Consider the following 21,643-nt stretch of genomic DNA (forward strand, 5'->3'; position numbering starts at 1 on the left):
CACCGCCGGGGGCTACGCCCGCCAGGGCAACTCCGCGGTGATCCGCGTAGGCCCCCCGACCGGCGAATCCACCACCAGCACGCCGTCCACCGCGTCGAGCCGCCCCGCCAGGCCCGCCAGCCCCGACCCGCCGGAGGCGTCGGCGCCCCCGACCCCGTCGTCGGTCACCTGCAGCAGCAGCCGGTCCTGCGCCTGCCACACATCCACCGTCGCCCGCGACGCCCGCGCATGCTTGCTCACGTTCTGCAGCAGCTCCGACACCGTGAAGTAGGCGATCCCCTCGATCGCCGGTGCCGGCCGGGACGGCAGGTCCACCTCCACATCCACCGGCACGGCGCACCGCGAGGCCACCGCCGACAGCGCGGCATCGAGGCCGCGGTCGGTGAGGACCGCCGGATGGATCCCACGGGCCAGGTCCCGCAACTCCTGCAGCGCCGTCTTCACCTCGCCGTGCGCGTCCTCCACCATCCGGGCCGCCGCCTGCGGATCCTCCGCCAGCTTCTCCTTCGCCAGCCCCAGATCCATGGCCAACGCCACCAGCCGGGCCTGCGCCCCGTCGTGCAGGTCGCGCTCGATGCGCCGCAGATCCGCCGCCGCCGTGTCCACCACCGCCCCGCGGTCCGACTCCAGCTCCACCACCCGGGTCGCCAGCCGCGAGGGTCCGAGCAGCCCGTGCACCAGCAGCCGGTCCACGGTCGTCAGCCCCCGGACGATCCAGGGCGTGGCCAGTGTGATCAGCAGCCCCACCAGCGCGGTCACCGTGATCTCGAACGGGTTGTCGACGTACACGTGGTGCGTCTCGTCGCCGTACAGCTGGATGCCGCCGTGACCGGCGTACACCGGGAACACCCAGAACCACAGCGGATACGTCAGCAGCGCCCACCCGCACGTCCAGAAACTCACCCCCACCGAGAACGAGAACACCGCCCACGGGAACTGCAGCACCGTGTACAGCATGTGCCGCCACGACGTCCCGCTCTTGAGCATCGCCCCCGTCCACGCCATCGCCCCGCGCCCGTTCATCCGCAGCGGCTCCGGAGCGGCCGCCTCCAGCCCCAGCAGCCCCCGCGCCCGGGCCCGCTCCAGCGCCCCGAACCCACGGCACCCGGCGAGCGCCGCCGCGAGCACCGGGATGCCCAGGAACGTCACCAGCAGCCCGGCCCCGATCGAGAACATCGTGACGCTGTAGGTGAACATCGCGATCCCGATCGGCAGGCTCAGCAGCACGTAGCAGAACTCGCCCCAGCTGCGCGCCTCGATCGGTGCCCGCAGCGCCACCGGAAGCCGGTGCGGCCGCCCCCCGGCGCCCTGGGCTCCAGGGCCGCCCCACTCTCCGTACCCCTGCCCGTACTGCGTGGCCATCGGCTCGTCCGTTCTGCTGGTCGTCCACCCCGGTTCGCGTCTCCACCCTGCTGTGCCCGCGCCCGCCCGGCCATGCAGCGCGTCGGCGTCTTCAACCGGGGGTTTTCCCCACCCTGGAGACGCCCCCGGGACCGAATCGTCGCTGCGCTACCTCCGCCGCCGTCCCTCGTCCCCGCGGTCCCGCCACGGCAGCTCCGCAGTGATCGTCGTGGGGCCGCCCACCGGCGAGTCGACGACGAACAGGCCGTCGACCGCGTCCAGCCGCTCCGCGAGCCCCGCCATGCCCGTGCCGCCGTCGAGGCGCGCGCCTCCGCGGCCGTCGTCCCAGACCTGGATGAGCAGTCGTTCGTCCGTCCGCCACACCTCCACGGAGGCGGAGCCGGCCCGGCTGTGCTTGCTGATGTTCTGCAACAGCTCCGAGACCGTGAAGTAGGCGATGCCCTCGATCGCCGCGGCCGGTCTCGTGTCGAGATCCACGGTGACCTTCACCGGCACGGTGCAGCGCGTGGCGACCGACGACAGCGCGGCGTCGAGGCCGCGGTCGGTGAGGACCGCCGGATGGATGCCGCGGGCCAGGTCCCGCAGTTCCTGCAGCGCCAGCTTCACCTCGCCGTGCGCCTCCTCGACCATCGCCGCCGCCGAGTCCGGGTCCTCGAGCAGCTTCTCCTTGGCGAGGCCGAGCCCCATCGCCAGGTTCACCAGGCGTGCCTGCGCTCCGTCGTGCAGATCGCGCTCGATGCGCCGCAGATCGGCTGCCGCCGTGTCCACCACGACCCCACGGTCGGACTCCAGTTCGGCGATACGCCGTTCCAGCTCGTCGGAGGGGGACAGCAGACCGCGCACCATCGCCCGGTCCACATTGCTGAGCCCGCGCGCGAGCAACGGCAGAACCGGCCACAGCACGAACAGCGACATGAACGTCACCGTGAAGCTCAGGATCCCCCAGGGCAGCCGGATGAAGCCGTACAGCAGAGTCCGCCAGCCCACCGGGTCCTTCAGCGTCATCGACAGCCACTGCACCATCCCGCCGCTCTTGCGCAACGGCAGCGGGGTCGGCTCCTCCACCCGCACCCCGAGCAACGCCCTGGCCCGCGCACGCTCCAGCTTGCCGAGCTGCCGCGCGCCCAGCAGTCCGGCCGCGAGCAGCGGGACACCGATCACGGTCACCGTCAGCGCCCCACCCGTGGACAGCACCGTGACCACGTAGACGAACCCGATCAGCGACATCGGCAGGTTCGCCAGAAGATGCGCGATCTCCCGCCAGGTGTGCTCGTCCAGCGCCAGGCGCACGGGCGGCGGCCGCTCGCCGTCCAGCACGCCCTGGCTCGTACTGCGTTCGTTCATGGCCCCCCGCCCCCGTACGGCCACGGCCCCCCGCCCCCGTTCGTCCATGGCCTCCCGCCCCCGTTCGTCCATGGCCTCCCGCCCCCGTTCGTCCATGGCCTCCCGCCCCCGTTCGTCCATGGCCCCGCGACCCCGTTCGTTCATGGCCCTCCGACCCCGTTCGGTCATATCCCCCGGCCTCGTTCGGTCACATTTCCGGCCTCGTGCGGTGATGTCCGCCAGCCTGTCGCGCCGCGGGCCGCCGCACCATGAGGCCGACCGCCGTGACTTCCTCGGGGTTTCCCCACCCTCCGCCGATCCGGCCGGCGCGGGAGGTGATCCGAGCCGTGCCAGGGGTACGTGATGCGAGCGGTAAGGCGAGTGGGGCGCGTACCAGGGCATCTCAACGTGCGACGGGCTGCTTACCCTCTCTTTAGCAGGGCCTAGACTCCCGTGCGTACAGATCGTCGAATCACAGGATTCACCAGGGTCACGAGGTCAGGGAGCGAGGGGCTGACGTGCCGCATCCGACCGCCGTCGCTGTCGTGGCGGCGGACTACTTCCGGTCCTACTCCGTCGTCGGGCTGCTCGCCGTCGTCGGCGTGCTCTTCGTCGCCGTCGCCTTCGGCGCGGGCCGGCTGCTGCGCCCCGTCGTGCCCACGCCGGAGAAGCTGCTCACGTACGAGTGCGGCGTCGACCCCGTCGGCGAGGGCTGGGCCCACACGCAGGTCCGCTACTACGTCTACGCGTTCCTGTACGTGATCTTCGCCGTCGACTCGATCTTCCTCTTCCCGTGGGCCACGGTCTTCGCCGATCCGCGGTACGGAGCCACCACCCTCGTGGAGATGTTCGTCTTCCTCGGCTTCCTGGCCGTGGGACTGCTCTACGCGTACAAGAAGGGGGTCCTGACATGGACGTGAACCCCTCGACCACCGAGGCCACCGGCCCTGTGCTGCTTCCGGAGCCCAAGAGGCTGGGCGCACTGGCCCGCCTCGCCCCCGAGCCGATGAAGGTGATCCTGAACTGGGGACGCCGCTACTCGCTCTGGGTCTTCAACTTCGGCCTCGCCTGCTGCGCGATCGAGTTCATCGCCGCGTCCATGGCCCGCCACGACTTCATCCGCCTGGGGGTCATCCCGTTCGCGCCGGGCCCGCGCCAGGCCGACCTGATGGTGGTGTCCGGCACGGTCACGGACAAGATGGCCCCGGCCGTCAAGCGCCTGTACGAGCAGATGCCCGAGCCGAAGTACGTCATCTCCTTCGGCGCGTGCTCCAACTGCGGCGGCCCGTACTGGGACTCCTACTCCGTCACCAAGGGCGTCGACCAGATCATCCCGGTGGACGTGTACGTCCCCGGCTGCCCGCCGCGTCCCGAGGCACTGCTCCAGGGCATCCTCAAGCTCCAGGAGAAGATCGCGCGCGAGTCGCTGGGGGAGCGGTACGGATCCTCGCGGCCGTCCACCGCGGCCCTGCAGAGCGGCCTGGTGCAGCCGCCGCCGTCGGCCCCCGAACCGGATCAGCGGGAGGGGCGATGACCGCCGTCGGCTGGCTGCCCGCGTCCGCCGAGGAACTCTTCGGCCCTGAGGCCACGGCCGAGGAGTCGTACGAGGTCCTGACCGTCGACGTGACCCCGACGGGCTGGACCGAGGCGCTCCGGGTCGCCCGCGACGAGCTGGGCTGCACGTACTTCGACTGGCTGAGCGCGGTCGACGAGCCGGGCACGGGCCTGCGCGTCTCGGCCCATGTGGTGGCCCTGTCCCCGGTCCGCCGCCTCCTCGTCCGTACGACCGTCCCGCACGAGGCCCCCGTCCTGCCGTCCGCCGTGGACGTCTACGCGGGCGCCGCCTGGCACGAACGCGAGACCCACGAGATGTTCGGCATCGCCTTCGAGGGCCACCCCGCGCTGGAGCACCTGCTCCTGCCCGAGGGCTTCGAGGGCCACCCGCTGCGCAAGGACTTCGTGCTGGCGGCCCGGGTGGCCAAGGCATGGCCGGGTGCGAAGGAACCGGGCGAGTCCACTGCATCTCATGGCGGCTCCGCCGCGGGCGGCGGCCCCAAGCGCCGCCAGATGCTGCCCCCGGGCGTCCCCGATCCGAACGAGTGGGGCCCCCTCAAGGGCCAGCTCCCTCCGGCCCCCGCCCGCCCGGCCCGCGCCGCAGGCCGAGCGGCGGGCGAACGCCCCGTACGACGCACCCGCACGGCAGCGGAGGGCTCCGCGAGCCAGGCCCCCGCCGCGGGCGAGCCCACGGAGACCGCGGCGCCGCCGCCGCGGCGTGCGCGGAGCGCGTCGGAGGGTTCGGCGTCGGAGCGCGCGGCCGGGGACACGGCGACGGCGCCGACTGGTCCCCGGCGTGCCCGCAGCGCGTCGGAGGGCTCGGCCTCGCAACGGGTCGAGGGCGGTGCCGAGCCGGCGACACCTTCCGCCGGGCCCCGCCGTGCGCGGAGCGCCTCCGAGGGTTCGGCGTCCCAGCGCGCCGAGGCCCTGGCAGCCGAGGGGACGCCCCAGAGGCCCGCCGTCGCCCCCCGCAGCGCGGACGCCCCCTGGCACCACGCCCGCCCGGCCTTCGACGAGCCCGAGCCCACCGCCCCAGAAGGTCCGGTGAAGCCCGCGACCGAGTCGGCGGAACCGGCGGCCGAGTCGGCGGAACCGGCGAAGCCCGCGACCGAACCCGCGAGCCCCGCGCCCCAAGCCGCGGAAGCCGACACCGCTCCCGCGGCGGAGCCCGACGCGACCGGCGGCGAAGCCCACCGTGGCGAAACCCGTCCCGGTGACACGCGGCCCGACGGCGCGCAGCAGACCCCGAAGTCCCCGGAGTCCCCGAAGAAGTCCCCGAACCCCGACGACACCCCAGGAGGCACGCGGTGAACGGCGCTCTCGACGTCGCCCTGCGACTCCTCGTCGTGTTCGTCGTCTTCCTCACCTTCCCCCTGCTCGTCGGCCAGACCGAGCACAAGGTGATGGCCCATATGCAGGGCCGCCTCGGCCCCATGTACGCGGGCGGCTTCCACGGCTGGGCCCAGCTCGTCGCCGACGGCGTGAAGTTCGCGCAGAAGGAGGACGTCGTCCCGGCGGGCGCGGACCGCCGTATCTTCCAGCTGGCCCCCGCCGTGGCCCTGCTGCCGTACCTCCTCGTGCTCCTCGCCATCCCCATCGGCCCGAGCGAGGGCGCCGTCGGCCAGGTCGTCGACGCGGGCATCTTCTTCGTCCTCGCCGTCATGGGCGTCGGCGTCCTCGGCTCCCTCATGGCCGGCTGGGCCTCCGCCAACAAGTTCTCCCTCCTCGGCGGCCTCCGCACCGCCGCCCAGCTCCTCGCCTACGAACTCCCCATGCTGCTCGCGGCCGCCTCGGTGGCCATGGCGGCGGGCACCGTCTCGCTCCCCGGCATCCTCGACGCCTTCCGCTGGTGGTGGCTGCCCTGGCAGATCGTCGGCGCGATCGTCTTCTTCGTCGCCGGCCTCGCGGAGCTGCAACGCCCGCCCTTCGACATGCCCGTCGCCGACTCGGAGATCATCTTCGGTGCGTACACCGAGTACACCGGCCTCCGTTTCGCCCTGTTCCTGCTTGCCGAGTACGCCGGGATCATCGTCCTGTGCGGCCTGACCACCGTCCTCTTCCTGGGCGGCTGGCACGGCCCCTGGGGTGCCGACGGCCTCGGCTGGCTCTGGACGCTGCTGAAGACCGCGATCCTCGCCTTCGTCGTCATCTGGCTGCGCGTCACCTACCCCCGGCTGCGCGAGGACCAGCTCCAAAAGCTCTCCTGGACCCTCCTCGTCCCCCTCTCCCTCGCCCAGATCGCCCTCACCGGCATCGTCAAGGTGGTGATCTCCTAATGGCCCGCCCGTCGCCCGACCACCACCCCGCAACGACGCCCTCCGGGCGGCCGCGCCTCTCGGTTCCTGGCTCCGGCCTCGCCAAGGGCCTGGCCGTCACCCTCCGCACGATGACGAAGAAGTCCGTCACCGAGCAGTACCCCGACGCCCAGCCCGCGCTGCCGCCGCGCAGCCGCGGTGTCATCGGCCTGTTCGAGGAGAACTGCACGGTCTGCATGCTGTGCGCCCGCGAGTGCCCGGACTGGTGCATCTACATCGACTCCCACAAGGAGACGGTCCCGCCCGCCGCCCCCGGCGGCCGTGAACGCAGCCGCAACGTCCTGGACCGCTTCGCCATCGACTTCTCCCTCTGCATGTACTGCGGCATCTGCATCGAGGTCTGCCCCTTCGACGCACTGTTCTGGTCCCCGGAGTTCGAGTACGCCGAGACCGACATCCGCGACCTCACCCACGAGCGCGACAAGCTCCGCGAGTGGATGTGGACCGTGCCGGCCCCGCCCGCCCTCGACCCGGGCGCCGAGGAGCCGAAGGAGATGGCGGCAGCCCGCAAGACCGTCGAGAAGCTGGCCGCCGCGCAGGCCGAGCCCACCGAAGCCGACGAGCCCACCGAGCCGAAGGGAGGAGAGTCGTGAACACCGCCTCCGTCGCGCTGACCACGGCTGCCGCCACGGCCTCGCACGGCTTCCTCTCCCCGACCGGCGTCGAGATCGCCTTCCTGCTCGTCGGTCTGGTCACCTTCGGCGCCGCCCTGGTCACCGTCACCACCCGGCAACTGGTGCACGCCGCCCTGTGGCTCGTGGTCACCCTCGGCGGGCTCGCCGTCGAGTACCTCCTGCTCACCGCCGAGTTCATCGCCTGGGTGCAGGTCCTCATCTACGTCGGCTCCGTCGTCGTCCTCCTCCTGTTCGGTCTGATGCTCACCAAGGCCCCCATCGGCCGCTCCCCGGACGCCGACTCCGGCAACCGCTGGGCCGCCCTCACCGTGGCCGTCGCCGCCGCGGCCGCCCTGGTGTGGGTGGTCGTCGACGCCTTCCGCACGACATGGATCGACCTCGGGGGCGCCGCCTCCGGCTCCACCAAGGTCACCGGCGCGAGCCTCTTCCAGTACTGGGTCCTCCCCTTCGAGGCCCTCTCCGTCCTCCTCCTCGCCGCACTGGTCGGCGCGATCGTCCTGTCCCGCAAGGCGAAGGCTCACGCGGCGGCCACCCCCGCGAACGCCTCGGCCGCCCCGGACACCCGGAGCGAGAAGGAAGGCGCCCGCTGATGCACCTCGCCTATCCCGCCGTGCTCTCCGCCCTCCTGTTCTGCACCGGCCTGTACGGCGTCCTCGCCCGCCGCAACGCGATCCTCGTCCTGATGTCGGTCGAGCTGATGCTCAACGCCGTCAACCTCAACCTCGTCGCCTTCGACGTCTGGCTGAGCCGCGCCGCCCGCGAGACGCTGCACTCAGGACAGGCCCTGGCCCTGTTCACCATCGCCATCGCCGCCGCCGAGATCGGCATCGGCCTCGCGATCGTCCTCGCCGTGTACCGCAACCGCGGCACCTCGGACATCGACCGCCTCCGCGACACCGCCGAGGGCCACGACGGCGAGACCCCTGCGGCTGAGAAGGCTGAGGCCACCGCGTGACCACGACCACCCTCGCCGTCCTCGTACCCCTCCTTCCGTTCCTCGGCGCCGCGGCAGGCCTGCTCCTCGGCCGCACGGTCCCCGGACTCGTCCGACCGCTCGCCGTCCTGCCGACCCTCGCCTCGCTCGTCCTCGCCGTGCTGGTAGCCGCCCGCCAGGGCGGAGGCCGGGCACTCGACGCCGCCACCGAGCTCACGCCCACCGGCTCGGTCCCGATCGAACTCGCCCTGCACATCGACGGCTTCGCCGCCCTCGTCGCCGTCCTGGTCGGTGTCGTCGCCACCTGCGTGCAGATCTACTCGACGGGCTACCTGCGCGACGACCCGCGCTACCCCTCCTACGCCGCTCTCGTCTCCCTGTTCACCTCCGCGATGTTCCTCGTCGTCTACTCGGGCGACCTGATCGTGCTGCTGGTCGGCTGGGAAGTCATGGGCATCTGCTCCTACTTCCTCGTCGGCCACTACTGGGAGACCCCCGAGGCCCGCGCCGCCTCCCTCAAGGCCTTCCTGGTCACCAAGCTCGGCGACGTGCCCTTCCTGATCGGCCTGTTCGCGCTCGGCACCGATGCCGACTCCTTCCGCATCACCCACGTCCTCGGCACCGTCGCGAGCGGCGGACTGCACCACCCGACCCTGGTCGCCCTGCTGCTCCTGGCCGGCGTGGCGGGCAAGTCGGCACAGTTCCCGCTGCACACCTGGCTCCCCGACGCGATGGCGGGCCCGACACCCGTCTCGGCGCTGATCCACGCCGCGACGATGGTCGCCGCCGGTGTCTACTTCATCGCCCGTCTTCTCCCGGTCTTCCAGACCTCCTGGGCCGCCATGGTCGTCCTCGCCGTGACGGCCGCGGTCACCATGGTCGGCTCGGCGCTCGCCGCGCTCGCCCAGGACGACATCAAGCGCGTCCTCGCCTACTCGACGATCGGCCAGCTCGGCTACATGACCGGCGCCCTGGCCGTCGGCGACCGCGGTGCCGCCGTGTTCCACCTCCTGTCCCACGGCGCCTTCAAGGCGCTGCTGTTCCTCGCCGCCGGCGTGATCATCCACGCCGCCGGAACCAACTCGCTGGCCGCCATGTCCCGTATGAGGGACCTGCGCGACCGCATCCCCGACGCCTTCTGGACGATGACCGTGGCGCTCCTCGCGCTCGCCGCGATCCCCCCGTTCTCCGGCTTCTTCTCCAAGGAGTCCGTCCTGGGGGCCGCCGAGCACGTGGCCACCGGCCACACCGGACACGCCCCCGGCGCCGCGGGCTGGATCGTCCTCGTCACCGGCCTGGTCACGGCCCTGCTCACCGCCGCGTACGCGACCCGGCTGTGGCTGCTCGCCTTCCGCGGCCACGGACCCCAGGCCCCCGACCACGGCAGGCAGCCGCTGGTCATGAACGCCGTGCTGTGGGTGCTCGCCGCCCCGTCGATCGCGTTCGGCCTCGCCTACCGTGTCCTGCCCCACTGGTTCGACGGACGCTCCCTGACGCCGACGCTCACCACCTCCGTCCTCGGCACGGGCCTCGCCCTGGTCGGCGCGCTCGTGACCTACGGCGCCTGGCGGCACACCACCGCACTCGCGGCCCGCATCCCGCTGGGTGCCGTCGCGGCCCATCCCGAGGCGGACGCCGGCCTGGTCGAGGCCGAGGCGATCGCAAGCCACGTGCCCGCGTACGGCGACATCGCCTACGCGCCCGACCCGGCGGACCCGGGGCGCCTCCTGCTCGGCCCGCTGCACCGCCACGCGGCCGAGGGCTTCCACCTGGACGCCGTGTACGACCGGCTCTTCGTCCGCCCGGTCAGGGCCGGAGCGAGCCTCGTGCAGTTCCTGGACCGGGAGGTCGTCGAGACCTACGTACGCGGCGCGGGCGCCGTGCCCCGCCTGCTCGGGGCCGCCGTGCGGCGCGCCCAGACCGGCAATGTGCAGACCTATGTGAGCGCGCTGCTCGCCGGCACCGTCGTCCTGGCGGTGGCCGCCCTCCTCGTCGCCACGGGAGCGTGAGCAGGCGTGATCGATATCAGCGAGTCCGTGATGCAGTTCCTTCTGGCATTCGTCGTCGTCGCGCCGCTCCTCGGCGCGCTCGCCGCCCTCCTGCCGGCGCCGCCCGGGCTGAAGGGGAAGTCACCGGAGCAGGCCGTGCTGCGGCACGGTGTGACCGTCACCGGCGCCGTACTCATCGCGGCGATCGCCCTCGCGCTCGGCTTCGACCACGACCACCCGTCGAGGATGCAGGCCACCACCGACATCAGCTGGATCCCCGCACTCGACGTGCGGATCCACCTCGGCATCGACGGCATCTCCCTTCCCCTCCTGGTGCTGACCGCGCTGCTGACCTTCCTCTGCGCGCTCTACTCGTACTTCAAGATGCCTGCGGGCCCGTCCCCGAAGGCCTTCGTCGCGCTGCTGCTCGTCCTTGAGTCCGGCACCCTCGCGACCTTCGCCGTCCTCGACCTGCTGCTGTTCTTCCTCGCGTTCGAGATGGTCCTCATCCCGATGTACTTCCTCATCGCCCGCTGGGGCGGTGAGGGCCGGACCCGGGCCGCGTGGCGGTTCATCCTCTTCACGCTGCTCGGCTCCGTCGTCATGCTGCTCGGCCTGCTCCTGATCGGACTCAAGGCGGGCACGTTCGACATGGTGGCACTCGCCACTGACAACGGCCGGTCGCTCACCGCATCCGTGCAGGTCATCGCGGTTCTGGCGGTCGGGATCGGGCTCGCGGTCAAGGCACCGATGTGGCCGCTGCACAGCTGGCTGCCCGACGCCCACACCGCGGCACCGACCGTCGGCTCGGTCCTGCTGGCCGGCGTCCTGCTGAAGATGGGCACGTACGGTTTCGTGCGCATCCTCCTGCCGGTCGCGCCCCACGGCTTCCACACCTTCGCGCCGTACCTCGCCGCCTTCGCCGTCGTCGGGATCATCTACGGATCCCTCGCCTGCCTCGCCCTCGCCAGACGAGGCGCGAAGGGCGACCTCAAGCGGCTCATCGCCTACTCCTCCGTCGGCCACATGGGCTTCGCGCTGCTCGGCATCGCGACGACCACCCCGACCGGCGTCAACGGCGCGCTGTTCGCCAACATCGCCCACGGCCTCATCACCGGCCTGCTGTTCTTCCTGGTCGGCGCGCTGAAGGACCGCACCGGCACCACCGACCTCGACGCCCTGGCCGAGAAGACCGGCGCCGCCCTCTATGGCAGGGCCCCCCGCCTCGGCGGCCTCCTCGCCTTCGGCGCCGTCGCCTCGCTCGGTCTGCCCGGCCTCGCCGGGTTCTGGGGTGAGATGCTCGCGATGTTCGGCGCGTTCAAGCCCGCCGCCGACCTCGACCGCCCCGCCTTCCTCACCTTCATGGCGATCGCAGCCTTCGGCACGCTGCTCACGGCCGCGTACATGCTCATCGTGGTGCGCCGCGTGTGCATGGGCGCCGTGCCCCAGGAGACTCCGAAACTCGCCGACGTCCACACGTACGAGTTCGCGGCCTGGACGCCGCTCGTCGTCCTCACCATCCTCGCCGGCCTGTGGCCGAGGGCACTCCTCGGCCTGACCGACCCGGCCGTGCAGCGGCTCCTCGCAGGAGGCACCCGATGAGCTCCCTCGTCCAGTCCGTCGACTGGCTGGCGATCGCACCGCCCACCATCGCGGCAGCCGTCGGACTCCTCGTCCTCGTCGCCGACCTCTTCCTCGACGAGCGGCACAAGGCCTTCCTCGGCTGGGCGTCCATCGCCGGACTGGCCGCCGCGATCCTCATGCTGCTGCCCCTCCTGGACGGCGACCGCGCCACCTTCTGCCTGACCGGCAGCCCGCAGGTGTGCAGTTACACGGCGGACCGTTTCACCCTCGTCATCCAGTTCCTCGTCCTCGGCGGCGCCCTCCTCGCCGCCCTGCTGTCGGTCACCGCGCTGAAGGACGCCAGGAAGGACATCCCCGAAGGGGAGTTCTGGTTCCTGCTGCTGTCCTCCGCCGCCGGTGCCGCCCTGTTGCCCGCCTCCCGCGACCTGGCCACCCTCATCGTCGCCCTGGAGGTCGCCTCCCTGCCCGCGTTCGCCCTCGTCGGCATCCGGCACGGCGACAAGAAATCCTCCGAAGCCGCCCTGAAGTTCTTCCTTTCGTCCGTCACCGCGACCGCCGTCAGCCTCATGGGCATCAGCTTCGTGTACGCCTCCACCGGCACCCTGTACCTCACCCAGGTCGCCGACCGGATCCAGCACGTGAGCGGACAACTCCACACGCTCACCCAGGCAGGCGTCGTCCTCACCCTCGTCGGCTTCGCCTTCAAGACGGCCGCCGTCCCGTTCCACTTCTGGGTGCCCGACACCTATGTGGGCGCGCCCCTCCCGGTCGCCGCCTACCTGTCCGTCGTCGGCAAGGCCGTCGGCTTCTCCGGCCTGATCCTCGTCACCGTCGTCGCCCTCCCGTCCTACTCCGACGCCTGGGGCCCGGCACTGGCCGCACTGGCCGCCCTCACCATGACCGTCGGCAACGTCGGCGCCCTGCGGCAGCAGGCCACGCGCGCGTACAGCGCGGTACGCCTGCTCGCCTGGTCCTCCGTCGGCCAGGCCGGCTACCTCCTGGTGCCGATCGCGGCAGCCGCCTACTCCAAGAACGCCCAGAAAGCGATCGGCTCCACCGTGGCGTACGCCCTCATGTACGCGGCGGTGAACCTCGGCGCCTTCGCCGTGGCCGCACTCGTGGGCCGTACCAGGGCCCTGAACCGCATCACCGACTACCGCGGCCTCCACGCCTCGAACCCCGTGACCGCGCTGCTCCTGGCGTTCTTCCTGCTGTGCCTGGCAGGCCTGCCGCCCGGCATCATCGGCCTCTTCGCGAAGGTCACCGTCTTCTCCGCGGCCGTCGACGCCGGCCTCGGCTGGCTCGCCGTGGTCATGGCGGTCAACGTGGTGATCGCGCTCTTCTACTACCTCCAGTGGACGGCCCTGCTCTTCCGCGCCCCCGAGGGGGAACCGGAGAAGCACCGCGTCCCGGCTCCGCTCACGGCCGCCCTCACCCTGACGGCCGTGCTGGGCGTCGCCCTGTCGGGAGCCCCCCAGCTGGTGCTCCGCTTCTCGGCCACCGCGCTCTTCTGACCCGCGCCCCAGAGCGCGGCCACCCGGCATCCGGCACACGCGCGTGCCCGATGCCGCCGCCTCACCCGGACGGCCCACGGACTCCGGAAGCCCGCACCAGGGAACTCGCGCCGCCCACCTGGCGTTGACCAGTGCGGGAAGGTCCACTGAGAAGTGGAGTCGACAAGCAGTTCGCAGACAAAGGGTTCCCCTGCCGCACCACTTGGAGGGCGTACCGTGCACCGCCGGCACAACGGGCTCAGGACCGCAGTACTCCTCGGGGGACTGTCCGCACTCATCATCGTCATCGGCAGCTTCTTCGGGCGTACCGGCCTGATCGTCGCACTCCTCATCGCCATCGGCACGAACGCGTACGCGTACTGGAACAGCGACAAACTGGCTCTACGCGCGATGCGCGCGCGCCCGGTGAGCGAGTTCGAGGCCCCCGCCCTCTACCGCATGGTCCGCGAGCTGTCCAACCAGGCCCGCCAGCCCATGCCCCGGCTCTACATCTCGCCGACGGAAGCACCGAACGCCTTCGCGACCGGCCGCAACCCGCGCAACGCGGCCGTGTGCTGCACCGAGGGCATCCTCCGGCTCCTCGACGAGCGCGAGCTGCGGGGCGTCATCGGACACGAACTCAGCCACGTCTACAACCGCGACATCCTCATCTCGTCGGTCGCCGGCGCCCTCGCCTCGGTGATCATGTTCCTGGTGAACTTCGCCTGGCTGATCCCGGTCGGCCGCTCGGACGACGACGACGGCCCGGGCCTGCTCGGCTTCCTGCTGATCATGCTCCTGGGCCCGCTCGCCGCGTCCCTCATCCAGCTCGCCATCAGCCGCTCCCGGGAGTACGAGGCGGACGCGTCCGGCGCCCAGCTCACCGGCGACCCCCTGGCCCTCGCGAGCGCCCTGCGCAAGCTGGAGATGGGCACACAGCAGCTGCCGCTCCCGTCCGAGCCGCGGATCGAGACGGCGAGCCACATGATGATCGCAAACCCCTTCCGTCCCGGTCAGGGGCTGTCCAAGATGTTCTCCACCCATCCGCCGATGGCGGAGCGCATCACCCGGCTCGAGCAGATGGCAGGTCGCCCCCGGTGAAGACAATCCTGAACGTCGTCTGGCTCGTGCTGAGCGGCTTCTGGCTGTTCCTCGGCTACCTGTTCGCGGGCGTGCTGCTGTGCGTCACGATCATCGGGATTCCGTTCGGCGTCGCGGCCTTCCGCATCGGTGTCTACGCGCTGTGGCCCTTCGGCTATACGACGGTCGAGCGCCGGGACGCGGGCGCGCCGTCCTGCGTCGGCAACGTCCTGTGGCTGGTCCTGGCCGGCTGGTGGCTGGCCCTCGCCCACATCGTCACGGGCATCGCCCTGTGCGTCACGATCATCGGCATCCCGTTCGGCGTCGCGAACTTCAAGCTGATCCCGGTCTCGCTGCTGCCGCTGGGCCGCGAGATCGTGCGGACGGACCAGCCTTTCGCGACGCGCTGACACACGCGCGGGCAGCAGCTTACGGAGGCGGGGGCAGTAGGGGCGGACTCCGGATCGCCCGTCTGCGGCGCGGGCCGGTTGCCATCACCCGGCCACCGCCCGCTGCCCGGGCCGCTGGTTCGCTACCGCCCGGCCACCCACCGCCGTACCGCGTACGCCACCACGCCCAGGCCCAGCACACCCGCCCCCACGCCCACGGACACCCCGGGCAGCGCGAACGCCAGCGTGACGCAGCCGAGGAGCCCGACCGCCGGTACGACGCGCGAAGCCGGCGCCGAAGTCAGGGTCCAGGCGGACGCGTTGGCGATCCCGTAGTAGGCCAGCACCCCGAAGGAGGAGAACCCGATCGCGCCCCGCACGTCCACCGTCGCGGCGAGCGCGGCCACCACGGCACCCACGGCCAGTTCGGCCCGGTGCGGCACCTGGAACCGCGGGTGCACGGCGGCCAGGACGCCCGGCAGATGCCGGTCGCGGGCCATGGCCAGCGTGGTCCGGGAGACGCCCAGGATGAGCGCCAGCAGCGAACCCAGCGCGGCCACCGCGGCACCCACCCGCACCACCGGCACGAGGCCGGGCACGCCCGCCGTGCGCACCGCGTCGGCCAACGGCGCCGCGGTACGCCCCAGCCCGTCGGCACCCAGTACGGAAAGCACAGCCACAGCCACCGCCACGTACACCACCAGCGTGATGCCCAGCGCCAGCGGGATCGCGCGCGGGATGGTGCGTGCCGGGTCCCGCACCTCCTCGCCGAGGGTGGCGATCCGCGCGTACCCGGCGAACGCGAAGAACAGGAGCCCCGCCGCCTGCAGCACCCCGCCGGCCCCGCCGAAGCCGCCCGCGTCCAGCCGTGAGGCGTCGGCCGCACCGGACGCGAGACAGACGACGACCACGGATGCGAGGACCGCCACGACCACCGCCACGATCAGCCGCGTCAGCAGGGCCGACTTCTGCATGCCGCCGTAGTTCACGGCGGTCAGCGCCACCACGGCCGCGACCGCCACCGCGTGCGCCTGCCCCGGCCAGACGTACGCGCCCACGGTCAGGGCCATCGCCGCACAGGAAGCCGTCTTGCCGACGACGAACGACCAGCCCGCCAGATAGCCCCAGAACGCTCCGAGCCGCTCGCGCCCGTACACGTACGTGCCGCCCGAGGCGGGATACAGGGCGGCCAGGCGTGCCGAGGAGGTCGCGTTGCAGTAGGCGACCACGGCGGCGACCGCGAGCCCCGCCAGCAGCCCCGACCCGGCGGCACGCGCCGCGGGGGCCAGGGCCGCGAAGATCCCCGCCCCGATCATCGAGCCGAGCCCGATGACGACGGCGTCCCCGACCCCGAGGGTCCGTCGCAGCCCCACGCCACCGGATGTCTGTGCCCCGGACTGTGTCATGGACCGAACCCTACTGAGCCGTGCAACCGGCGGCCGCCGCGGATGCGTCCTTGCCGACAACGACGCGCCACGAACTGGAGAACGAGGCGCGTGACCAGCAGAATCACACACCGTCGAGGTATGGCACAGCCTGGCCGGAGCAGGAATACAGCACAGGCACAGCGCGGAGAGGCAGGTTCACGGCATGGGCATTGTCAGCTGGATCATCCTGGGGCTGTTGGCAGGCGCCATCGCCAAGTTCCTGCTGCCGGGCAAGGACCCCGGCGGCTTCATCGGTACGACCCTCATCGGCATCGCGGGTGCCTTCATCGGCGGCTGGATCTCCGCCCGTTGGCTGCACCACCCGATCAGCAAGCACTTCTACGACGGCGCCACCTGGGCGGCCGCGATCGGCGGCTCGCTCGTGCTGCTGATCATCTACCGCGTCCTGTTCGGCGACTCCCGCCGCTGAACGCGCCACCGAAGCCGCAGCCAGCAGCACAGAAGGGTGGGCACCCCGCGCTCCGGGGTGCCCACCCTGCGTCGTGAAGGGGGTTCTACCGGTAGTTCACGAACTGCAGGGCGAAGTCGAAGTCCTTGCCCTTGAGCAGCGCGATCACGGCCTGGAGGTCGTCCCGGCTCTTGGAGCTGACGCGCAGTTCGTCGCCCTGCACCTGGGCCTTGACGCCCTTGGGACCCTCATCGCGGATGATCTTCGCCACCTTCTTCGCGTTCTCCTGGGTGATGCCCTCCTGGATCGACGCGAAGATCTTGTACTCCTTGCCGGAGAGCTGCGGCTCACCGGCCTCCAGCACCTTCAGCGAGATGCCACGCTTGACCAGCTTGGTCTCGAAGACGTCGAGGACGGCCTTCACCCGGTCCTCGGAGTTGGCCTGCATCAGGATCTTGTCGCCGGACCAGGCGATCGAGGCGCCGACGTTCTTGAAGTCGTAGCGCTGGGAGATCTCCTTGGCGGCCTGGTTGAGGGCGTTGTCGACCTCCTGCCGCTCGACCTTCGAGACGATGTCGAAACTGGAGTCGGCCATGTCCTGTGGCTCCTTGTATCGGGATGGAACGGGCTGCGTATCGGCGTGCGGGAGCGCGGCCGCCCGGCCCGGCGTCGAGCCGGGCCGCATCCGCATAAGCCTAGCCACCCCCTCCCCTTGCGGTCGCCGATCTATCGGGTGGCGAAGCACCCCTGCGCATCAGGTATCGTTTACGTCGTTGCCAGGGAGCACCGCCGAAAGGCGGCCTCCAGGGCGGCAATCCCCGGCGGTGTGCCCGAGCGGCCAAAGGGAGCAGACTGTAAATCTGCCGGCTCAGCCTTCCCAGGTTCGAATCCTGGCGCCGCCACACGGAAGCAAAGGGCCCGTGACCTGCGAAGAAAGCAGGTCGCGGGCCCTTTGGCATGCACCCGCTGCGCCCACGCGATCTGCCGCGCGATCTGCCGACCGTCTGTCGGCCGCGGCAGCCGTGGTGCTGTCCGCGGTGTCGACGTCGTCGACGTACGGGACCGAGTGCGGCTCGTGCGCCGCCACCAGCGGTCGTGCTCCTTGCGCACCGGCCGCTTCGTCTCCCCGCCGAGCCGGTTCTCGTACGCTGAACCCATGTCGTCGCCCCGCAGGACCTGCCCCGAGTGCCGCCGGGACGTCGCCGTCGTCGCTGGGCGGTTCGCGCGCCACGATCCGCCGGGGGCGCGCAGCAGCCGCGCGCTCGTCTCGTGCCCCGGGTCCCGTCGGCCGGCGCAGGCCGGCGCCGCGCAGCCCACCCTCGACGGGTACGCCGTACCGGAGTTCCCCGGTCAGCTTCCGCTCTTCTGAGGCCGGTCTCCCGGCCCGCCTTCTGCACCCGTCCGCCGACCGACGACCCGTCAGGGCCGGCGGACGTCCATCCGGCTCACCAGGCCCTCCGCGTCGAATCGGTACACATGCTCGACGGTGTGCGCCGCCCATTCGTCGCCCGTCTCCGTGCGTCCACCGGGCCGCACGGTGGCGACGACCGCCTCGCCGTCGTCGTCCGGGTGCAGGCCCTCCAGGCGTACCAGCGGGTGGCCGGAGGCGAACTGGCGTGCCCAGTAGGCGCGTACCCCTTCGTGACCGTGGAGTCGTAGGTCGTCCAGGACGTTCGGCCAGTCGACGTCCGGGGACAGGCAGTGCGGGACGAACGCCTCCCGTTCGTCCGTGGCGAAGACCTCGTACATCCGCGTCAGCAACGCCGCCCGCGACGGCGGAATCCCCTCCGGCATCCCCGCCCCGCTCAGTTCCCGGCCACCGACTTCACCGCCACGGACACCGGGGTCGAACCGCTGATCAGCTCGAGCGTCAGGCCGGTCGTCGCCGGTGTGTCGACGAGCTCGGCGAGAACCGCGGCCACGTCGTCGCGCGGGATCGCGCCGCGTCCCGTGTGCGCCTCCAGGCGGACCAGGCCCTTGCCGGCGTCGTCCGTCAGGGACCCGGGGCGCAGGATCGTCCAGTCCAGGGACTTGTGGGCGCGTACGTAGGCGTCGGCCTCGCCCTTGGCGCGCAGGTACACGTCGAAGACCTCGTCGCCCGGGTGTTCGGGGTCGGCGCCCATCGACGACACGACGACGAACCGGCGCACGCCCGCCCGTTCCGCCGCGTCCGCGAACAGGATCGCCGCGTCCCGGTCCACCGTGTGCTTGCGGTCCGCGCCGCTGCCCGGGCCCGCACCCGCCGCGAAGACGGCCGCGTCGGCTCCCCGCAGGTGTGCGGCGACCTCCTCCGCCGATGCCGACTCCAGGTCGCACACGATCGGCTCGGCGCCCGCCTCCCGTAGATCGTCGGCCTGTTCCGCCCGGCGGATGACCCCCGCGACCTCGTCACCACGCGCGGCGAGCAGCCGCTCCAGCCGCAGCGCGATCTGACCATGACCTCCAGCGATGACAATGCGCATGTTTCCGACCGTACGCCCCGAGGGGGCCTTTTGCCCTCACGACTCCCACGACTTCACGCACAGCGGAGCGCGCCTTCCCGCGACGCGCAACGACCGCACATCAGGGCCGAGTTGCCCCCGGCCGTCACGACGGCTCCGCGCGGCCCTGCCGTGGCAGCTCCAGCGCCACCGCGGCCGAGTCGCAGTACTCCCGCACCGCGCTCGTACGAGCCACCAGACGCCCCCGGTGGATCACCACCCGGCTGTAGGCCAGTGACAGCGCGCCGGCCAGCCCGTCGGCGCGCACCGCGAGCAGTTCCGCCGGGAAACCCGCCTCCACGCGCACCTCCGGCAGCCCGAGCGCCGCCCGCGCCGACGCGCTCACCATGTCGTACGCGTCCTCGGCGGACACCCCGTACCGCGACGCCAGCAGGTAGGCCGCCTCCAGCGGGTCTCCGCGCCCGACCGGGTTCGCCGGGTCCCTCAGTGCCCCGCTGCCCGCCGCGACCCGCACGCCGGCCGACCGCAGCAGGCGCACCGGAGCCGTGCCGCGCCGGCCGACGCCGCCGCAGCCGCCCTGCGGCAGGCACACCACGCTGACCCGGGCGGCGGCGAGCCGGTCTGCGACGCGGGCGGCCGTCCCCGCCGGGAGACGCCCGAGGCCGCCGCACGGGCCGAGCGTCACCGCGGGCCGCAGACCGCCCGCCATCGCCGCGAGCCGGGACAGTCGTACCGGATCGCGGGCGTCCGTGTGCAGGTCGACCGGGCAGCCGAACTCCGAGGCGATCTGCAGGACCGTCTCCACGTACCCGGTGGGATCGGGGTCCGCGTCCGGGCAGCCGCCCACCACCGTGGCGCCCATCTTCACCGCGTCCCGCAGCATCGCGAGCCCGTCCGCGCCGGCGACCCCGGTCAGCGCCCCCGGCATCGCCACCGCCGTCAGCTCGGCGAGCCCGCACAGCGAGCGCCGCGCCCGCAGAACGGCGGCCAGCGCGTCCAGCCCCGGTACGTCACCGATGCGCACGTGGGAGCGCAGGGCCGTCGCGCCGTGTCCGAGCTGCAGCAGCGCGGCCTCGGTGGCGCGGCGCTGGACGTCCTCCGCAGGGGGCGACTGCGGTCCGGCGCCGCCCGAACCCCGCGGGTCGCCCGTGCCGTCGGCGGACAGGGCCGTGTCGCAGTGGGCGTGCGGTTCGGCGGGGGCCGGCAGGAGGAGATAGCCGCGCAGGTCGACGCGGGCGCCGACGGCACCGGTCGCCAGGCTGCCGGGCGTGCCGACGGCCTCGATACGACCGCCGGCGAGCCGCACGTCCACCGTCCGGCCGTCGGTGAGCAGGGCCCCGCACAGCAGCAGGGTGGCCGAGTCGGCGGGTACCGACGGTGAGGGCGGGAAGCGGGGCGGCTGCGGTCGGCTGTCGGGCATCGCGCTCCTGTGGTCCACGGCACCAAAGGCAAGATCACGCAGGGTGAGTCGAGCCTAGGGTTGCGACCCGGCCGGGGCGGGGAGGAGCGCAATAGTCGTACCGGGGGTGTGGTGCGTGGGGGCACCGGGAACAGTACGGACGGGGTGCCGCGAAACGGATTTGGGCGAACGGCAGGCGACCGTGTAATGTCTTCATCGCTCGCCCCAATAGCTCAGTCGGCAGAGCGTCTCCATGGTAAGGAGAAGGTCTACGGTTCGATTCCGTATTGGGGCTCTGATGGGAGAGGTTCCCGCCGCGAGGCGGGGTCCGATCGCATCGCAGCGGTGTAGCTCAGTCGGTAGAGCAAGCGGCTCATAATCGCTGTGTCACCGGTTCAAGTCCGGTCACCGCTACACAAAGTAGCCGATTGCGGGGTCGGTCCTTCGATCGGCTACTCTTTCTTGCGTTAATTTCGTCTACCTGTTCGTCAAGGAGCACTCACGTGGCTGCCACCGACGTCCGCCCGAAGATCACGCTGGCCTGCGTGGAGTGCAAGGAGCGGAACTACATCACCAAGAAGAACCGGCGGAACAACCCGGATCGTCTTGAACTGAAGAAGCACTGCCCGCGTTGCAACGCGCACACCGCGCACCGCGAGACGCGCTGATCCGGACTCAACAGCGAGGCCGCCCCCTACAGCAGGGGGCGGCCTCGTGTCGTTTCGGTCCGCGCGGCGCACGTTCGTTGTCGGATGCGACGATGTGGGCGGTCCGCAGCCCGGACCGTCTGAGGACCGTGCGGCTCGTCCAGCGCGGTCAACCACAGCACACACCAGGAGGTGCCGAGCCCATGGCGCTCGACCAGTCCTTCGTGGGGCGGTCCTACCCGCCCACCGACCCCTATGAGGTCGGCCGGGAGAAGATCCGTGAGTTCGCGGAGGCGATCGGGGACGCCAACCCGGCCTACACGGACCCGGAGGCCGCCAAAGCGCTCGGTCACCCCGATGTGATCGCCCCGCCGACGTTCGTGTTCGCGATCACGTACAAGGCCGCGGGCCAGGTCGTCGAGGACCGGCAGCTCGGCCTGGACTACAGCCGGGTCGTGCACGGCGACCAGAGGTTCGTCTACACCCGCCCGGTCCGCGCCGGCGACCTGCTCAGCGTCACCACAACCATCGAGTCGATCAAGAGCCTGGCCGGCAACGACGTCCTGGACATCCGTGGCGAGGTCCACGACGCGGTCGGTGAGCACGTGGTGACCGCCTGGACCAAGCTCGTCGCCAGGGCGCCGGAAGAGGGGGAGTGACCCG

General features: G+C 71.8%; 23 protein-coding genes and 3 tRNA genes. 19 read left to right on the forward strand and 7 right to left on the reverse strand.

From position 1 onward, the window contains the following. Window positions 1–12: 12 nt before the first annotated feature. On the reverse strand, window positions 13–1,362 hold the full coding sequence (locus ACZ7L1_RS22555) for a sensor histidine kinase (protein ID WP_471439600.1): 1,350 nt from the start codon (window positions 1,360–1,362) through the stop codon (window positions 13–15). A gap of 147 nt (window positions 1,363–1,509) precedes the next feature. Continuing rightward, window positions 1,510–2,706 (reverse strand): sensor histidine kinase, encoded by a 1,197-nt coding sequence (locus ACZ7L1_RS22560; RefSeq protein WP_471439746.1) that lies wholly within the window; start codon window positions 2,704–2,706, stop codon window positions 1,510–1,512. Between the two features lie 497 nt (window positions 2,707–3,203). On the opposite strand from ACZ7L1_RS22560, the gene ACZ7L1_RS22565 reads away from it, so the two are divergent. The 12 genes from ACZ7L1_RS22565 (at window position 3,204) to ACZ7L1_RS22620 (ending at window position 14,678) form a co-directional block, all read left to right on the forward strand. Beyond that, on the forward strand, window positions 3,204–3,605 hold the full coding sequence (locus ACZ7L1_RS22565) for an NADH-quinone oxidoreductase subunit A (RefSeq protein WP_388571630.1): 402 nt from the start codon (window positions 3,204–3,206) through the stop codon (window positions 3,603–3,605). Further along, on the forward strand, window positions 3,596–4,219 hold the full coding sequence (locus ACZ7L1_RS22570; RefSeq protein WP_446791767.1) for an NADH-quinone oxidoreductase subunit B: 624 nt from the start codon (window positions 3,596–3,598) through the stop codon (window positions 4,217–4,219). Before ACZ7L1_RS22565 ends, ACZ7L1_RS22570 begins: the two co-directional genes overlap by 10 nt. Beyond that, window positions 4,216–5,550, forward strand: coding sequence for an NADH-quinone oxidoreductase subunit C (locus ACZ7L1_RS22575; protein WP_471439602.1), 1,335 nt, complete (start codon window positions 4,216–4,218; stop codon window positions 5,548–5,550). The genes ACZ7L1_RS22570 and ACZ7L1_RS22575 overlap by 4 nt, the downstream gene beginning before the upstream one ends. Further along, window positions 5,547–6,515, forward strand: a complete 969-nt coding sequence (locus ACZ7L1_RS22580) for a complex I subunit 1/NuoH family protein (protein ID WP_471439604.1) — start codon at window positions 5,547–5,549, stop codon at window positions 6,513–6,515. Before ACZ7L1_RS22575 ends, ACZ7L1_RS22580 begins: the two co-directional genes overlap by 4 nt. A gap of 110 nt (window positions 6,516–6,625) precedes the next feature. Further along, entirely contained in the window at window positions 6,626–7,147 is a 522-nt protein-coding gene (locus ACZ7L1_RS22585; protein ID WP_471439748.1) for a 4Fe-4S binding protein, read from the forward strand. Next, window positions 7,144–7,779, forward strand: a complete 636-nt coding sequence (locus tag ACZ7L1_RS22590) for an NADH-quinone oxidoreductase subunit J family protein (RefSeq protein ID WP_471439605.1) — start codon at window positions 7,144–7,146, stop codon at window positions 7,777–7,779. The genes ACZ7L1_RS22585 and ACZ7L1_RS22590 overlap by 4 nt, the downstream gene beginning before the upstream one ends. Then, window positions 7,779–8,144: an NADH-quinone oxidoreductase subunit NuoK gene (gene nuoK / locus ACZ7L1_RS22595; RefSeq protein ID WP_471439607.1), complete on the forward strand. Its 366-nt coding sequence runs from the start codon at window positions 7,779–7,781 to the stop codon at window positions 8,142–8,144. Before ACZ7L1_RS22590 ends, nuoK begins: the two co-directional genes overlap by 1 nt. Continuing rightward, complete coding sequence (locus ACZ7L1_RS22600; protein WP_471439609.1) at window positions 8,141–10,132, forward strand: NADH-quinone oxidoreductase subunit 5 family protein; 1,992 nt, start codon at window positions 8,141–8,143, stop codon at window positions 10,130–10,132. Before nuoK ends, ACZ7L1_RS22600 begins: the two co-directional genes overlap by 4 nt. 6 nt (window positions 10,133–10,138) lie before the next feature. Further along, window positions 10,139–11,713, forward strand: coding sequence for a complex I subunit 4 family protein (locus ACZ7L1_RS22605; RefSeq protein WP_471439610.1), 1,575 nt, complete (start codon window positions 10,139–10,141; stop codon window positions 11,711–11,713). After that, a complete protein-coding gene (locus ACZ7L1_RS22610; protein WP_471439612.1) occupies window positions 11,710–13,209 on the forward strand; it encodes an NADH-quinone oxidoreductase subunit N in 1,500 nt (499 codons plus the stop codon). Before ACZ7L1_RS22605 ends, ACZ7L1_RS22610 begins: the two co-directional genes overlap by 4 nt. Before the next feature lie 216 nt (window positions 13,210–13,425). After that, entirely contained in the window at window positions 13,426–14,289 is an 864-nt protein-coding gene (htpX, locus tag ACZ7L1_RS22615) for a zinc metalloprotease HtpX (RefSeq protein WP_471439614.1), read from the forward strand. After that, window positions 14,286–14,678, forward strand: coding sequence for a YccF domain-containing protein (locus tag ACZ7L1_RS22620; protein ID WP_471439616.1), 393 nt, complete (start codon window positions 14,286–14,288; stop codon window positions 14,676–14,678). Before htpX ends, ACZ7L1_RS22620 begins: the two co-directional genes overlap by 4 nt. Before the next feature lie 122 nt (window positions 14,679–14,800). Here ACZ7L1_RS22620 and ACZ7L1_RS22625 read toward each other — a convergent pair whose 3' ends face one another. After that, on the reverse strand, window positions 14,801–16,063 hold the full coding sequence (locus ACZ7L1_RS22625) for an APC family permease (protein WP_471439618.1): 1,263 nt from the start codon (window positions 16,061–16,063) through the stop codon (window positions 14,801–14,803). A gap of 184 nt (window positions 16,064–16,247) precedes the next feature. Between ACZ7L1_RS22625 and ACZ7L1_RS22630 the strand changes: the two genes are divergently transcribed. Then, window positions 16,248–16,514, forward strand: a complete 267-nt coding sequence (locus tag ACZ7L1_RS22630) for a GlsB/YeaQ/YmgE family stress response membrane protein (RefSeq protein ID WP_471439620.1) — start codon at window positions 16,248–16,250, stop codon at window positions 16,512–16,514. Window positions 16,515–16,599: 85 nt separating this feature from the next. Here the strand turns inward: ACZ7L1_RS22630 and ACZ7L1_RS22635 are convergent, their stop codons facing one another. After that, a complete protein-coding gene (locus tag ACZ7L1_RS22635; protein WP_471439622.1) occupies window positions 16,600–17,088 on the reverse strand; it encodes a YajQ family cyclic di-GMP-binding protein in 489 nt (162 codons plus the stop codon). Between the two features lie 225 nt (window positions 17,089–17,313). Here ACZ7L1_RS22635 and ACZ7L1_RS22640 point away from each other — a divergent pair. Continuing rightward, window positions 17,314–17,395, forward strand: a tRNA-Tyr gene (locus tag ACZ7L1_RS22640). Window positions 17,396–17,649: 254 nt separating this feature from the next. Continuing rightward, entirely contained in the window at window positions 17,650–17,862 is a 213-nt protein-coding gene (locus ACZ7L1_RS22645) for a hypothetical protein (protein WP_471439624.1), read from the forward strand. A gap of 50 nt (window positions 17,863–17,912) precedes the next feature. Here ACZ7L1_RS22645 and ACZ7L1_RS22650 read toward each other — a convergent pair whose 3' ends face one another. The 3 genes from ACZ7L1_RS22650 to ACZ7L1_RS22660 form a co-directional block, all read right to left on the reverse strand. Then, a complete protein-coding gene (locus ACZ7L1_RS22650; protein ID WP_471439626.1) occupies window positions 17,913–18,287 on the reverse strand; it encodes a nuclear transport factor 2 family protein in 375 nt (124 codons plus the stop codon). An 11-nt stretch (window positions 18,288–18,298) separates the two neighbouring features. Continuing rightward, complete coding sequence (locus tag ACZ7L1_RS22655) at window positions 18,299–18,955, reverse strand: SDR family oxidoreductase (RefSeq protein ID WP_471439628.1); 657 nt, start codon at window positions 18,953–18,955, stop codon at window positions 18,299–18,301. A gap of 124 nt (window positions 18,956–19,079) precedes the next feature. Continuing rightward, on the reverse strand, window positions 19,080–20,354 hold the full coding sequence (locus tag ACZ7L1_RS22660) for an amidohydrolase family protein (protein WP_471439630.1): 1,275 nt from the start codon (window positions 20,352–20,354) through the stop codon (window positions 19,080–19,082). Window positions 20,355–20,555: 201 nt separating this feature from the next. Here ACZ7L1_RS22660 and ACZ7L1_RS22665 point away from each other — a divergent pair. From ACZ7L1_RS22665 to ACZ7L1_RS22680, 4 genes are all read left to right on the forward strand, one after another. Continuing rightward, window positions 20,556–20,628 (forward strand) — tRNA-Thr (locus ACZ7L1_RS22665). Window positions 20,629–20,674: 46 nt separating this feature from the next. Beyond that, a tRNA-Met gene (locus tag ACZ7L1_RS22670) sits at window positions 20,675–20,747 on the forward strand. A gap of 89 nt (window positions 20,748–20,836) precedes the next feature. Then, entirely contained in the window at window positions 20,837–21,001 is a 165-nt protein-coding gene (gene rpmG, locus ACZ7L1_RS22675; protein WP_067397031.1) for a 50S ribosomal protein L33, read from the forward strand. A gap of 182 nt (window positions 21,002–21,183) precedes the next feature. Continuing rightward, on the forward strand, window positions 21,184–21,639 hold the full coding sequence (locus tag ACZ7L1_RS22680; protein ID WP_471439632.1) for an FAS1-like dehydratase domain-containing protein: 456 nt from the start codon (window positions 21,184–21,186) through the stop codon (window positions 21,637–21,639). The last annotated feature ends 4 nt before the right edge of the window (window positions 21,640–21,643 follow it).

The sequence above is a fragment of the Streptomyces sp. NPDC107546 genome (assembly GCF_055639175.1).